General features: G+C 58.9%; 13 protein-coding genes, 3 tRNA genes and 1 rRNA gene. 12 read left to right on the forward strand and 5 right to left on the reverse strand.

What is annotated here, in order from left to right; genetic code table 11:
* Positions 1-42 precede the first annotated feature (42 nt).
* The 9 genes from rrf (at position 43) to CAY35_RS04905 (ending at position 7,414) form a co-directional block, all read left to right on the forward strand.
* Positions 43-159, forward strand: a 5S ribosomal RNA gene (rrf, locus tag CAY35_RS04865).
* A 188-nt stretch (positions 160-347) separates the two neighbouring features.
* On the forward strand, positions 348-818 hold the full coding sequence (locus tag CAY35_RS09475) for a hypothetical protein (RefSeq protein ID WP_146191920.1): 471 nt from the start codon (positions 348-350) through the stop codon (positions 816-818).
* 55 nt (positions 819-873) lie between these two features.
* A tRNA-Pro gene (locus CAY35_RS04875) sits at positions 874-947 on the forward strand.
* Positions 948-1,084: 137 nt separating this feature from the next.
* Positions 1,085-2,773 carry an FAD-binding dehydrogenase gene (locus CAY35_RS04880; protein WP_109303575.1) on the forward strand — a complete coding sequence of 563 codons (1,689 nt, stop codon included), beginning with the start codon at positions 1,085-1,087 and terminating at the stop codon, positions 2,771-2,773.
* Positions 2,774-2,896: 123 nt separating this feature from the next.
* Complete coding sequence (locus tag CAY35_RS04885) at positions 2,897-3,811, forward strand: DsbA family protein (RefSeq protein WP_109303576.1); 915 nt, start codon at positions 2,897-2,899, stop codon at positions 3,809-3,811.
* A gap of 129 nt (positions 3,812-3,940) precedes the next feature.
* Positions 3,941-4,014 (forward strand) — tRNA-Thr (locus CAY35_RS04890).
* A 49-nt stretch (positions 4,015-4,063) separates the two neighbouring features.
* A tRNA-Val gene (locus CAY35_RS04895) sits at positions 4,064-4,137 on the forward strand.
* Positions 4,138-4,386: 249 nt separating this feature from the next.
* Positions 4,387-4,701 (forward strand): hypothetical protein, encoded by a 315-nt coding sequence (locus tag CAY35_RS04900; RefSeq protein WP_109303577.1) that lies wholly within the window; start codon positions 4,387-4,389, stop codon positions 4,699-4,701.
* Between the two features lie 685 nt (positions 4,702-5,386).
* A complete protein-coding gene (locus CAY35_RS04905; RefSeq protein ID WP_109303578.1) occupies positions 5,387-7,414 on the forward strand; it encodes a threonine/serine ThrE exporter family protein in 2,028 nt (675 codons plus the stop codon).
* Positions 7,415-7,444: 30 nt separating this feature from the next.
* Here CAY35_RS04905 and CAY35_RS04910 read toward each other — a convergent pair whose 3' ends face one another.
* Complete coding sequence (locus CAY35_RS04910) at positions 7,445-8,242, reverse strand: uracil-DNA glycosylase (RefSeq protein WP_109303579.1); 798 nt, start codon at positions 8,240-8,242, stop codon at positions 7,445-7,447.
* 95 nt (positions 8,243-8,337) lie between these two features.
* Here CAY35_RS04910 and CAY35_RS04915 point away from each other — a divergent pair, with 95 nt between their 5' ends.
* From CAY35_RS04915 to groL, 3 genes are all read left to right on the forward strand, one after another.
* On the forward strand, positions 8,338-8,661 hold the full coding sequence (locus tag CAY35_RS04915; protein ID WP_181377495.1) for a DUF3263 domain-containing protein: 324 nt from the start codon (positions 8,338-8,340) through the stop codon (positions 8,659-8,661).
* Between the two features lie 7 nt (positions 8,662-8,668).
* Complete coding sequence (locus CAY35_RS04920) at positions 8,669-9,349, forward strand: LytR C-terminal domain-containing protein (RefSeq protein WP_109303581.1); 681 nt, start codon at positions 8,669-8,671, stop codon at positions 9,347-9,349.
* A gap of 296 nt (positions 9,350-9,645) precedes the next feature.
* Positions 9,646-11,271: a chaperonin GroEL gene (groL, locus tag CAY35_RS04925; RefSeq protein WP_109303582.1), complete on the forward strand. Its 1,626-nt coding sequence runs from the start codon at positions 9,646-9,648 to the stop codon at positions 11,269-11,271.
* Between the two features lie 151 nt (positions 11,272-11,422).
* Here the strand turns inward: groL and CAY35_RS04930 are convergent, their stop codons facing one another.
* The 4 genes from CAY35_RS04930 to CAY35_RS04945 form a co-directional block, all read right to left on the reverse strand.
* On the reverse strand, positions 11,423-12,448 hold the full coding sequence (locus tag CAY35_RS04930) for a permease prefix domain 1-containing protein (protein WP_109303583.1): 1,026 nt from the start codon (positions 12,446-12,448) through the stop codon (positions 11,423-11,425).
* Positions 12,445-12,780 carry a PadR family transcriptional regulator gene (locus CAY35_RS04935; protein ID WP_109303679.1) on the reverse strand — a complete coding sequence of 112 codons (336 nt, stop codon included), beginning with the start codon at positions 12,778-12,780 and terminating at the stop codon, positions 12,445-12,447. The genes CAY35_RS04930 and CAY35_RS04935 overlap by 4 nt, the downstream gene beginning before the upstream one ends.
* Positions 12,781-12,952: 172 nt before the next feature.
* The gene (locus tag CAY35_RS04940) at positions 12,953-13,891 is read right to left on the reverse strand and encodes a DUF4031 domain-containing protein (protein ID WP_109303584.1); all 939 of its coding nucleotides are present in this window, start codon (positions 13,889-13,891) and stop codon (positions 12,953-12,955) included.
* Between the two features lie 74 nt (positions 13,892-13,965).
* A complete protein-coding gene (locus CAY35_RS04945) occupies positions 13,966-14,256 on the reverse strand; it encodes a WXG100 family type VII secretion target (protein WP_101630993.1) in 291 nt (96 codons plus the stop codon).
* Between the last annotated feature and the right edge of the window lie 69 nt (positions 14,257-14,325).

Consider the following 14,325-nt stretch of genomic DNA (forward strand, 5'->3'; position numbering starts at 1 on the left):
GGTTTCCCCACCCAGTAGCCACTGGGTCAGGGGTGAGAGAGTTACGGCGGCTATAGCGTGGGGGAAACGCCCGGTCCCATCCCGAACCCGGAAGCTAAGCCCCACAGCGCCGATGGTACTGCAACCGGGAGGTTGTGGGAGAGTAGGACACCGCCGAACATAACCACAAATAGAGGATGTTGGTCCTGAAGCTCCCAACCCCACACACGGGGTTCGGTCGAAGCATCAGGACCAACACTCATCTAAACCACAAACACACAACAAGCTCGCAGCGCCGCAATGAGCGAACCCCGTGAGCAACCAAAGCACTCTACTCAGCCACATGCACAGTTCTATAAACTGAAGTCATGTCTGACATGCCACTGTTCAGCCACGCAGCACACGATGCTGTCCCTCAAACCCATAAGAATCAGGGAACACAGGTCCGTGTGGAAGCCGTCCTTCCCGTCGACATCCTGAGCGCATGCGAAGGACTCATCGACTATACAGACCTCTGGTGGCCGCGCGAACACCGGCTCAGTTCCGACCCAGAAGCTCAACTGATTTGGGACGAGAACAGTCTGTTCGAAGTCAGCGCAGAAGGTCTCACAGCAGTGTGGGGCCATAACCACGGAAGCGAACCTCCACTTGAGCTCGGCCTCCTCATCGAGAACGAGAACTTTCCCCGTCACGTGGCGACCTTCAAATTTACTCAGCTTGGTGCGCAGTCAACTCGCATCGATATCCGTGCGCAAGCACCACTTAACGGTTCACGTGTAGGCGCGAATATATGGCGCGATGTACTGCACGGCTATTCGACATTCATGGGAAACAGGTAAGACATTTGATTATGTCTGTCGGCGTAGCTGCTGTAAGGTGTGAAGGTCTCGTCATCGGGGTGTGGCGCAGCTTGGTAGCGCGCGTCGTTCGGGACGACGAAGTCGCAGGTTCAAATCCTGTCACCCCGACGCGCAGTTGTGGCCTGGAGTGTCATCTCCAGGCCACGACTATTTAAGCGTGCTCTCTAGTCGCTTGCTCGTTTCTTAGATACTGTTACTCGCAAGTTATTTTCGTATTTTCGAGTGTATGTGTGAGGGCTGTTGTCATGGACGCAGACGTCATTGTTGTTGGTGCTGGCTTAGCGGGTCTCGTTGCCGCCAGGGAAGCGATTCGCGGCGGCTTGTCCGTTGTCGTCGTTGATCAAGAAAACCGACAGAACCTGGGCGGACAAGCGTTCTGGTCCTTCGGCGGTATGTTTCTCATCGACACCCCGCAACAGCGCCGTCTAGGCGTTAAAGACTCTGTAGAACTTGCACACTCCGACTGGACTGGCACGGCGGGCTTCGACCGCTTCGATGACGAAGATGGTTTAGGACAAGACCGCTGGGCGCGCCGATGGGCCTACGAATACGTCGAGTTCGCGGCCGGGGAGAAGGCCTCATATCTGGCTGAACATGGCATCAAATTCACCCCGGTCGTCGGATGGGCGGAACGCGGAGGCTCAGCCGCGGACGGCCACGGCAACTCCGTTCCACGCTTCCACGTCCCATGGGGGACCGGCACCGGCATCGTGACGCCGTTCATCAACTTCGCGCTGCAAGCTGAAAAAGAGGGCAAACTGCGCTTCAACTTCCGCCACCGCGTCACGGGGCTCATTACGGAAGGTGGCCGCGTCGTCGGGGTTGAAGGCGATGTGCTTGAGAACTCGGCACGCGACCGCGGACGTGCATCCAGCCGCGTTGCCACCGGAACTTTCACGCTCAAGGCACCGGCCGTCGTCATGGCGACGGGCGGTATCGGCGCCAACGCCGAGCTGGTACGCGCGAACTGGCCTGAACGGCTCGGGACTGCGCCGGAGAACATGATCTGCGGGGTTCCGGAATACGTCGACGGCTCGGGCTTGATCGCGGCGGAAGCCGCAGGCGCACGATGGGTCAATAAAGACCGCATGTGGCACTACACGGAGGGGATCATCAACTATGACCCCGTGTGGCCGGATCACGGGATTCGGATTCTTCCTGGCCCGACGCCGATGTGGTTCGATGCGCGAGGCAGGCGTCTTCCGCACCCGAACCTTCCGGGATATGACACGCTGGAGACCCTCAAATACCTTCGGACCACCGAGGACATTAAGGACTATGACCATTCGTGGTTCATCGTCAACGAACGGATCCTCGCTAAGGAATTCGCGCTGTCCGGATCCGAGCAGAACCCTGACATCACATCGGGCAAGATGAGCCGAGTCATCGCGTCTCGTTTGTCTTCCGGTATCCCTGGCCCGGTGCGTCGTTTCCAGCGCCGCGGACGGGATTTCTTGACGGCGGAGACGCTCGAACAGCTCGTGCCGAAGATGAACGAGCTGGTGGGGGAGGACCTCGTCGATGTGGATCATCTTCGGGAGCAGATCGAGGCGCGCGACCTGCAGATCGAAAACCCGTTCTCGAAGGATGCGCAAATCCAAGGGATTCACAACTCACGCGCTTTCCGTGGCGACCGGATGATCCGCACGACCAAGCCGCACAAGCTCCTGGATCCAGCGGCAGGCCCGCTCGTTGCGGTGCGTTTGAACATCTTGACGCGCAAGTCGCTGGGTGGGTTGCAGACTGACCTAGCTTCCCGCGTCATCAGTGCTGATGGCGAAGTCCTTCCGGGCCTCTGGGCTGCAGGTGAGGCTGCCGGCTTCGGGGGCGGCGGCGTGCACGGCTATCGCGCGCTTGAGGGGACATTCCTCGGAGGGGCTGTGTTCTCGGGGCTGCTAGCGGGCCGGTCCCTCACGGAAACGCTACGCGGATGACGTAGTCCGCAGGTTACTTTGAGGTTGCGTACACCGTTTCGCCCAACTGCGCCACGTATACTACAGAGGTTGAATGCCGAGTAGGCGATACACCGAATCGAAACAATAAGGACGTTACTGAGGATGGCAAAGAATACAGCGCGCTCCTCGAATAAGGACCGTGTGCAGGCAGCCCGCGAACACGCGGAGCAGCAGCGCATCGCAACGCAGAAGGCGCAGCGCCGCCGCGCGACCCTGATCAAGGCAATCATCGCCGCTATTGTGCTGGTCGTTGTTGCGGTAGCCGTAGTGGTCATCATCGGCCTCAAGAACAAGGGCGAGGATCAGTACGCGGAAGGTCCATACCCGAAGACCGGTAACGAAGTTGGCGGCGTGGTTTTCACGAGCCCAACAGAGGCAAAGGCAACGAACCTTACCGGCAAGGTCAAACGTCCAGAAGGTGACAACCCTCTGCCATCCGAAAAGGTCAACATCAGCGGCGTCGATAAGAACGCGTCGCCTGTCCAGGTTATCGTCTACGCGGACCCTGCATGCCCTCACTGCTATGAGTTTGAAAAAAGCTGGGGCCCAACGCTGAACGAGCAACTCGAGGCAGGCAAGATCACGCTCGAGCAGCGAATGGTCCCGTACCTGGACCGTGGCTCACCAAGTAACTACTCGTCCCGTGCTAACAACATGCTCGCATGCGTGGCTGACTCCAAGCCGGAAGTCTACAATGCAGTCTTGAATGAACTGTTCAAGGTCACTATGTCCCAGGGCGAGCAGAAGAATCAGGAACTGATTGACCTTGCCAAGAAGCATGGAGTCGATGGCAACATCGACAGCTGCGTCACCGACGGAACGTTCCGTCCATGGGTTGCGCACGCTGATCGCCAGGCTCGTGAAGATGGCGTTAGCGGCACCCCGAGCGTATTCGTCAACGGCGAACGTTGGGACGGCCAAAAGAACCCAGATTTCGGCGGCTGGCTGCAGGGCAAGATCGATGCCGCAGGTAAGGACGGCGAAGCAAAGGGCAGTGACGTTAAGGACGATAAGTAGTCCATAAGCTTCATCCTTGTAACGTTTTCTGGGGTTCGCTGGCCAAACGCATACACGCTACGGGTGAGTGTGTGTTTGGCCAGCGAATGTCGTAAGATTGGTTATCGTGCCTCAGTGCGGGCACGGTATGCCTCCTTAGCTCAGCTGGCCAGAGCAACTGTCTTGTAAACAGTAGGTCGCCGGTTCGAATCCGGCAGGGGGCTCGAGGAATATTCCGTGAAAGGAATATTGCCCCTAACAAAATAATTCCGAGGATCCTTAGCTCAGTTGGTTAGAGCGTTCGCTTCACACGCGAGAGGTCGCTGGTTCGAGTCCAGTAGGATCCACTTTCAAGCCCCGAGTTCACCCACCAACTCGGGGTTTTTCCATGTAATCACGCGGAAAATCCGGGTTTTCACGTCGCCGGTATATACTCATAAGGTGACACTAAGTGACAAGAAAACTGCCACAAAACTGTCACAGACTGCCACGAAACTGCCACACCTGGACGCGGCGGGGCGTGATGACCACGAAGAAGAAGCTGCCAAGAGGCATTGCAGAGCACCGCGGGAAGTACCTCATAGATTCTTGGAGGCATGAAATTGTTCGGAGGCGGCCCCTATAAGGCGGACTATGAATACAGCACGTTTGAGTTACACGCTGTGTTTGCTGAGGCGCTGGTTCAATCTGTTGGTTTACCTGAGGGTTGTTCAGACTTCATTCAAGGACCGCTCGAGGCAGGAGAGGCCTGGCTGGCTTTAGAGATCACCGCTGACTTTATTGAATCTTATGGCGCGAAAGTGGACCCGACTTTGTTTCGTCAAATGGAGGACGCACAGCGTAGCTATCTGGATGAGACCTTGCAGGGCGCTATTGAAAAAGTGCGCCCGTATGTAACACCAGCTACCTAATCTTTTCGAATCTTATAGCCCACCCGGGTTTGCTCGGGTGGGTTTTCTTATACCCGAAAACAGGTTTCCCTACTACCGCCGGGGGTATAACGGCGGGCTAATCTACGCAATTTTGATGCGGCATGAATGGAGGGCGCACATGTCCGAAAATGTTCAAGAGAACAAAGAACCACAGTCCACCGATACGGCGGGGTTTACTCCTATCAATAGCCAGGAGGAACTAGACCGGATTATTGGGAATCGGCTCGCATTGCGATATCTCCCCGGCTGTTTTCCCGCCCCGAAGAGCTCACACAGGTGGCGTGGAGTCGCTCGCCCTGCGGAGGAGATACACAGCGGGATCAAGGGGCCTCAGACGGTCGGGGAAGAATCCGAACTGCCACAAGACTGCCACAGCGAAGAAAGTCGCCCGAAGATCCCTGAGAATACGCGGTTCTGTGGATACTCCAGTCGGCCCACTTTCAAGCCCCGAGTTCACTCACGAACTCGGGGCTTTCAGTTTAATGTTGCGCCTTCGAAATGCGCACGTCCGTGGCACGGCCTAAAGTGGGATAAGGCGCAAGTCTCACATGCAGAAAACATGTGTCGCAAGCCATGTGCAGAAAGTCATGTGCACGTTTCTGAATAGCGGCAACACTGGGCAAATCATTAGGCGAAATACTAGGCGAGGGGAGACGACAACAGAATGACCGAGCGTCAGAACTCACGCCAGCCACGCTTCCGCCGCAAGAACAAAAACCTCCCCAACATCCAGCCCCGCCAAGCCGGCGTCGACCGGGACGTGCCTCACCCGACCACATTCGATCCCAACATTCCGCTGCCTGCCGTCCCTCCGCCATCGATACGCAGCATCGCTAACGACAACGACGACCTTCTCCGCGAAGAATCCCGTGCAAAACCGACGCATGCAGAACCGGCTCATGCAGGGCCGACTGATGCAGAAGCCGCCGACGTAGAAGTAGTCGACCCGTCTCACCCGGCCGATACCTCGGCGACCTCCGTCTGGACTGTTGCGCAACGCCAGGGGTCCATCCTCCGCTCGCTTGAAGCCGCCCAAATCACGCAAGACCAAACACCTGTAGCTGACTCCACCCGAGCAACTGACGGTGAGCGCGCCGCGAGCACCGCATCGATAGGCGAAATCGCGTCGCAAGAAACCGGCCGACCACACAAGAGGAAAAGCCCCCGCGGAGCCCGGTCACCACACCGTCGCGGGAAAGCCAGCGCCACAGAGAAAGCCAGTGGCCGGAAGCACAAAACCAAGCCACACTCGCCAGAACAGCACGCGGTGACAGCCCCACTCGTGCGCGGGCTGCGTGGCATGATCCAGGGTGAAGCACCAGCGACAACCACGTTCAACATTGTTGACAGGCTCATCGGCTCACCCTTTGAACAAGCTGCCGCCCGTACCGACCCGCAAGCTGAAGCGGAAAAGGAAGCCGAAAACGTACGACGCGCAATGCGGTTCGCGCTCGATATCGCCGAACTCATGCTGCGGTGGGGCTCCGGCGCGCAAGAAGTTGAGACCGCGGTCATCGCGGTAACCGCCTCGAGCGGGCTGCGGCACGTGGACATGGACATCACGAACCAGTCGATCCACCTCAACTGGACCCCACCAGAAGGCATGCCGGTCTCGGTGATGCGGGTCGTACGTTCGTTCTCCGATAACTACAAGTCTCTTGCCGCCCTCCACCAGCTTGTTGCTGACATTGCGGCAGGGCGTGTAGAAATCGAAGCCGCGCAAGCCCGCATGCGAGCGATTCGTCGCTACCGGCATCCGTACTCCGCGACCGTGACGTTCATCGGAAGCCTCGCATTCGCAACACTCTTCGTCGTGTTCATCGGCGGCGGGTTGCGCGCGGCCACCGCGGTGTTCTTCACCCAGGCGGTCATCTCCACTGTGACGCGGCTCAATATCAAATGGCGCGTCCCGGAATTCTTCAACGTCGCATCGAGCACACTGCTCGCGACCGTCATTGCACTGGTGCTCTATAACTACGAGATCATCAGAAACCCGGAGATGGTGGTCGCTGGCGGGCTCATGCTGATCCTGCCCGCGGGGCGGTTCGTCTCCGCGGTCCAAGATGCGATCTATGGGTTTCCGCTCACCGCGGTCTCAAGGCTCTTCTCGGCGCTGATCATCTACGCGGCCATTATCACCGGCGTCATGGCCGGCGCCTACGTCGCAGCCTCCTTCAACCTGAGCGAAATCGACCTCGCTCGACCGCCAGCAGCTAACGGCCTCCCATTCTGGGTGCTCACGCTCCTCGCGGTCTTCGCAGTCCTCAGCGGGGCTGTCATCCAACAGGTTGCGCCGCGGCACTTGCTGCCGATCGCGCTCGTGGTCGTCGCAGGCTACTCGACGTACTGGATCTTCGCTAACAACCTCAACGTTGGGCCACGAGCAACCCCGGCGGTTGCCGCCGCAGTCATGGGTTTGCTTGCACGCCTGATCGCCCAACGGCTTAACATCCCTTCGCTAATCCTGATCGTGCCATCGATCATCATCATGCTGCCCGGACTGGCGATCTTCCGGTCGATGTACGCGATGGTTCAGCAAGCCGAAGGTATCTCGACCTCGCTAGCGGGCATGGTCGTCTCGTTCTCGATCATCATGGCGATCGCAGTCGGCGCGGCTTTCGGTGATCTTCTAGCACGCCCATTCACTGCAGGTCTCAACCTCGCATACAAACAGCGCACCCGCCGACGCTAAATGGCGCAACACGTTGCTGCTCAACGCTAGCTAAACAGTCCAATCGATCGGGTCATACCCCATCGAAATCAGCGCCTCATTCGCACGCGAAAACGGACGCGAACCAAAGAAACCGCGGCGCGCCGACAACGGCGACGGATGCGCGCTCTCAATCACCGGATGCCCCTCAAGCAGCGGCGCGAAACCCTGCGCATGCCGCCCCCATAAAACAGCAACCGGAGCTCCGCCCTGCCCAGCTGTTCCCCGCCGACCCAGCTCCGCAACCACCGCGCCCGTGATCTCATGCCAACCAATACGAGAATGAGACCCCGCCTCACCCCTGGTCACCGTGAGTGACGTGTTCAAAAGCATCACGCCCTGAGCCAACCACCGCGAAAGATCACCGTGCGCCGCCGGAGCGAGCCCCACATCGTCGGCAAGCTCACGGTAAATGTTCACCAAACTACGCGGCAACGGACGCACTGACGCATCGCACGCGAAAGCCAACCCGATCGGATGCCCCTCAGTGGGGTAGGGGTCCTGCCCAATAATCAAGACCCGAACATCCTCGGGAGGCACCGACAACGCGCGGAACACATGCTGCGGAGCCGGCAGGATCCGTTCACCCGCAGCAAGACGAGCCGCCAACTCATCACCCACACGGCCCAACCGCGGACCCAAACCAGCCAACACATCGCACCACGCCGGGGCGACGCCCCACCCCATCCACCGCTCACGCCAGCGCGGAAACCAGCCCGAAGGATCAGCGGAAACCTCAGCGCTTGTCGGGACAACCACAGCCGGAGGCGCGCTAGCCGGGACAGAACGGTCATTAGGCACAGAACTCATAAACCCCATGCTGGCACGCTCGAGAGATAGAATGAAACACGCAGAACGCCGGGCCGCAAGGCATCAGCGCCAAGCAACACACGAAAAGGAGTGCAGTGGCCGAAACACCTCAAACCCCGCACTCTGCAGAGGACGAGACTCTTACCGAACTGAAACGCCAGATCCTCGACTTCGAAAAGAAAACCTATAAATATAGCGGTGCGAAAGAAGACGCGATTCACGAACGCTTCGGGCTCACCACGACACAGTATTATCAGATCCTTAACGGGCTTATTGACCAGCCGGCGGCTCGGCGCTACGCGCCCTACGTTGTGGAACGACTACAACAACAGCGAACCGCACGGACGGCAGGTGCCGGCGGGACACGGTCGACGCGCACGCGGCCCACGCGGACACCGTTGACGGGAATGAACGGATAGGACAACCATGGGCAAGCGATACCCCACCGACGAATTCGATTCAGTGCCCCAGACGCCCAAGCGGGCAGGTGCCCACAGATCTTGGGCTGTATTCCCGCACCCAGCTAAGCGTCTGCGTTCCATCCTGATCGTCGGAGCTTTCGTTCTAGCTGTAGGGGTCCTGATGTACACCGTGGTGCGGCCATGGTCGGCAGAAGCTTTCGGCGACCTCAAGAAAGACGAACAACAGACCGAGCAGCCTCAAGCGTCTGGTTCTGCGTCTGAAAGCGCCAGCACCGAGGCCGGGCCGAGCGATGAGCCAAGCGATGGGCCATCGGCTTCCGACGGGGCCGAATCTGATGGGCCTAGCGATGCGGCGGATAGCAGCGCATCTGCGAGCGATGACGCTGAAAGCGGCGCACCGAGCGAAGAAGAACTAGCCGTGCCTCTCTGGGTGTACAACGCCAACGGCAACGCGGCGATGACCCAGGACGCCGTAACCCACCTCACCGAAGAAGGCTTCCAGCCCGTAGCAGGTGGGCAGTGGAGCCGCATCGAAGACACAAGCACCGTGTACTACAAGAATGAGGCCGATGGCGCGCTCGCCGCGAAAATCGCCGGGAAACTCAAGATTTCGGGGACATACCAGCACCAGAATATCCCGCAAGACATCACCGTGGTGATCGGGAGCGATTACACGCCGCGCTAGATTGCGCTGAGCAGATGGCGCGACCCGGGCCCGAGCTGTATAGATTGCGCTGAGTTGATTATGCCGCGCTAGATTGCGCTGTGGGCGCACTTGAGCGCATCTATCTTGCACTCTCGGGGTCAGAGTGCCAACATGGTATTAGCACTCGAACATGATGACTGCCAGAAATGGTGGCGTTCATGCTTCGAAACCACTCGAGGGCGTGAGGGACCTGAGTCCCGGCCGTCGCGGGCGCGACCTTGAGATGGGACAGAAATGCTTTCACTAGACGTTTCCGGAAAGGAACATCTGAATCCATGGCAAAGACCATTGCATTCGACGAGGAAGCACGCCGCGGACTCGAATCCGGCCTCAACCAGCTGGCCGACGCCGTCAAGGTAACCCTTGGCCCACGCGGCCGTAACGTTGTTCTGGAGAAGAAGTGGGGCGCACCCACCATCACCAACGACGGCGTCTCCATCGCAAAGGAAATCGAGCTCGAAGACCCATACGAGAAGATCGGTGCCGAGCTCGTCAAGGAAGTCGCGAAGAAGACCGACGACGTAGCAGGCGACGGCACGACGACCGCTACCGTGCTGGCTCAGGCTCTCGTTAAGGAAGGCCTGCGCAACGTCGCGGCTGGCGCTGACCCGATCGCGATCCGCCGCGGTATCGAGAAGGCCGTCGAAGCGGTGACCGAGCAGCTGCTCGCCTCCGCTAAGGAGATCGAAACCAAGGAAGAGATCGCGGCAACCGCATCGATCTCCGCAGGGGATAAGCAGATTGGTGAACTGATCGCCGAAGCCCTCGACAAGGTGGGCAAGGAAGGCGTCATCACCGTCGAAGAGTCGAACACCTTCGGCCTCGACCTCGAACTCACCGAGGGTATGCGCTTCGACAAGGGCTTCATCTCCGCATACTTCGTCTCTGACGCCGAGCGCCAGGAGACCGTGCTTGAAGACCCATACATCCTGATCGTCAACTCGAAGATCTCCGCGGTCAAGGACATCGTTCCAGTTCTCGAGAAGGTCATGCAGTCCGGCAAGCCGCTGCTGATCATCGCTGAGGACGTTGAGGGCGAGCCTCTGGCAACCCTGGTTGTCAACAAGTTGCGCGGCACCTTTAAGTCCGTTGCGGTCAAGGCTCCAGGCTTCGGTGACCGCCGCAAGGCAATGCTCGCCGACATCGCGATCCTGACCGGCGGCCAGGTCATCTCCGAAGAGGTTGGCCTCTCGCTTGAGAACACGACCCTGGACATGCTGGGCACCGCCCGTAAGGTTGTTGTCACCAAGGACGAAACCACGATCGTTGAGGGCGCAGGCTCCGCCGAGGAGATCGCCGGCCGTGTCGCTCAGCTGCGTGCCGAACTGGACGCAACCGAGTCCGACTACGACCGCGAGAAGCTCCAGGAGCGCCTCGCTAAGCTTGCAGGTGGCGTTGCCGTCCTCAAGGCCGGCGCAGCTACGGAGGTTGAGCTCAAGGAACGCAAGCACCGCATCGAAGACGCTGTTCGTAACGCGAAGGCAGCCGTCGACGAGGGCATCGTCCCAGGTGGTGGCGTTGCGTTGATCCAGGCAGGCGAGAGGGCATTCTCTGGCCTCAACCTGGAAGGCGACGAAGCGACCGGCGCGAACATCGTCAAGGTTGCTATTGAGGCTCCGCTCAAGCAGATCGCTTTGAACGCAGGCATGGAGCCAGGCGTTGTTGTTGACAAGGTTCGTGGCCTCGAGCCAGGCTTTGGCCTCAACGCAGCGACCGGCGAGTACGTCAACCTCCTCGAGGACGGCGTGAACGACCCAGTCAAGGTGACCCGTTCCGCACTGCAGAACGCGGCATCCATCGCTGGCCTGTTCCTCACCACTGAGGCTGTTGTTGCTGACATCCCTGAGAAGACCCCAGAGATGCCAGGCGCTGACCAGATGGGCGGCATGGGCATGATGTAATGCCCACCCAACCGTGAGGTTCGCTAGAGCCCACGGAACACAGTTGAGGCCCTGCATGCGAAGAGTGTGCAGGGCCTCAACTGTTTAATATGCGCGGCCTAATAAGCGTGGCGCCGTGCTAACAAGCTCACGGCCTGGATTAGCTTCGCTCTCAGTCAATGCGCCGGCCGTTGCGGGTCGGACGGTTAGCCGAAGAGGAAATAGAGCTGGCAATCAATCCGAACAGGACACCAGCGATCGGCCACACCATCCAAGCAACCGACCAGGCGTTGAAGGCTAGTCCCCATACGAGGAATACCAATGTTGCCAGGCACCAGTATGGGCCAGCGATACGGTCAATCTTGCGGCGAGCTTCCAGCTGCTCAGGCGTGTAATCATTGGTCGAGGTGAGCTGGCTATAAGCGCTGCGTTCCATACCGCCGATGGTCAGCAGAGCCACGCCGATGCCCGTGAGAGGGAAGAGAATCATCAGCCCGATTTGGATGAGGCGTTCGGGTGTATCAGAGGAGTCGGCTTCGGTGCCACAAATAGCGATCGCCGCAGTCGCAAGGATGATGAGCGCGACCCCGACCGCCATTAAGACGTTGCTACGTTTTGCCCGTAGGTTCTTCTCCTTTTTGTAGGCGAGCAGAACCTCAGGTTGGAGGTCGACCGAATCGAACTCGTTGACATCGACGTCGGTGCCAGAGGAGCCCGAGACGAAGAACAATGACACGCCGACCGCAACGAAAAGGAATAGCCCAGCTAGGCCGGTTGTGAGCGGGGAGAGCGGCCCGGTGTTTGTGAACAATGCGCCCTTCGGGGCATCTTCCGCCATAGAAAGAGTTGCGATGATGCCGAAACCGATCAAGCACAAGAACACGCCTGTGGCTACGAAGCGTGCCGTACGGCGACGCTGGGCAAGGAATGCCTCGGCTTCCGCCTTCGACAGGTGTACCCCGGACTCGCGGTATGTGTCGACTTCGGTACGGATACCCAGGTCGTCTGCGAGTTCGTCCAGGTTGCCGAACTGGGTGATGACCTGGCCTACGGCCTCGTTATCGCTCGCTCCTGAATTGCGAAGCTCCGTGTAGCGGTCTTCGCACATCTGCAGGAGTTCGGTGCGAGCCCGCCTGACCTCGCGTGAATCGGGTAATGGCTTGAATAGGTTTTCGATGTAGCTCTGGATTGCGTTCATGATAGCTCCTCATTCCTGATGAAAAGACTGACCAAGTCGACGGTGGCAAGCCACTCTTGGCAACGCGCTATATAAAAACTGCGTCCCGCGTCGGTGATTCGGTAATAGGTGCGTGGACGGCCGGTTTCAGATGCTCCTTTGAAAGATTCGAGGGAGCCGGCTTCTTCTAGCCGGCGCATAGCCGAATAGAGGGTGGTTTCCTTGATGCTGTAGCGGCCTTCGGCCCGGTTTTCGATGTGTTTGGATATCGCGTATCCATATGAAGGTTCATCCCAGACGCATTCGAGAACAAGGATGTCGATCACGCCGCGGATGACGTCTCCGCTGATCATGTCACCTCCGTTCATCGCTGCTAGCAGTTCATGCTTTGATCCTACATGTGTCGTACTATGTCTGCCATAGTATGAGTGAAAAAATTTAGGGGCGGACCTGGAATGGTGATTCCCGGTCCGCCCCTGCGCAGTGCCTTCCCCTGCTCTGTGTCTTCCTGTGAGCGTTGCTCTTCTATCGATGCATCTTCAGGCGAGCGAGCTCGCTAGCGATGTTCTTTCGAGCTTTCGCTTCCCAGCTCTGGACCCCGAAGTCAGTGATGTAGAGCTGCGGGGTCGCGAGCATGCCCTCCAAGATGCGGGTTCGTCCCGCAATAAAATCATTCTCTGGAACGTGCGCGTATTCGTGGCGCACATCGAGCGTATAGCGTTGATATCCGGCTTCAGGGCGCGCCAAAACCGACAAATCAGCGTCCAACAACATACTGACTCCGGCGTCGATATCGGAAACACGCTGAGCTGCATCGGCGGCGACGGCCGCGTGGTCAGCGGTGGCCAGGATGGCGCAATGAACCCGCTGCACTACATCGGTATCTACGACCCCCGTGAGCTGGCGGGCCGCCAATTCGGCCGACGCGTGTTCGTCTTCGCCGGGTGTCCCCTCATAGATTGAGTCATGCCACCACGCCGCCAGCCGGGCGACGCGCATAGCGGTTCGTCCGTCACGCGAATCACCCAAGCCTGCGGCTGTGGAGATCGTATCGATGCCCGTGAGCACCTGATTCAGGTGCCTGAGATCGTGATAATGGCGATGAGGTTCTTTCCACCGCTCGAGCAGTTCACGTCCCAGGCTGAGCTGTCCTGGCAAGACAGACTCAAAGGCTGTGCGAAGACGAGCTTCGATGCGTTCGATGCGGTCACGCGCTGGAACGCGCAAACCCGAGTCTCGCAGCCGTCTGGTGAGTTCACTCGCTGAAACCGGGACAGCGCCCAGTTCGACGAGCGAATCATAGACGCGGAGAGGGGCATCGTAATGGTCGTGGTCGAAAGCTCGCGGTGGGAGCCCCGCGCGCTGCGCAAACGCGTGAAGCTCCTCCAATGACGTATCTGACACCACATGTGAAAAGTGGGTTCCGTGGGCCGGCCACACGGGAGGGTCAATCAGAATCGTCATAAACCCAGCCTAGACGGCGCCGCTTGCACCAACGCGGCAGAATGCGGCTGGTTGTCCCAAAGCGATCAGTAAGGCTACTGGGCGAACAAGCTCATATTCGCCTGCTCAACCTGGTCATACTGTTCAGACGCACGAGTCAGTGCGACAGAGATCTGAGACAGCGACTCCTCGACCTGGGCCTGAGTAGCACGCCACTGAGCCACGATGTTTTGGAAATTAGCCGAAGCCGAGCCGCTCCACGTGCCCTGAAGCTCAGAGAGCGAAGCACGCATGCTATCCACTTCGGCGCGCACGCGCTCAGCGGTGGACAGAACCGCTGCCGACTTCTGGCGCATAAGCCCGGTATCAGTTGCAAACATAGCCATGGTGAAAACCTCCACAAATTGGGATTGGTATTGATTCAGGTCCGTTCTTGGCCCTGGTCACCACGCTAT

This window comes from Pseudoglutamicibacter cumminsii (assembly GCF_003143995.1).
Lineage (GTDB): Bacteria > Actinomycetota > Actinomycetes > Actinomycetales > Micrococcaceae > Pseudoglutamicibacter > Pseudoglutamicibacter cumminsii_B.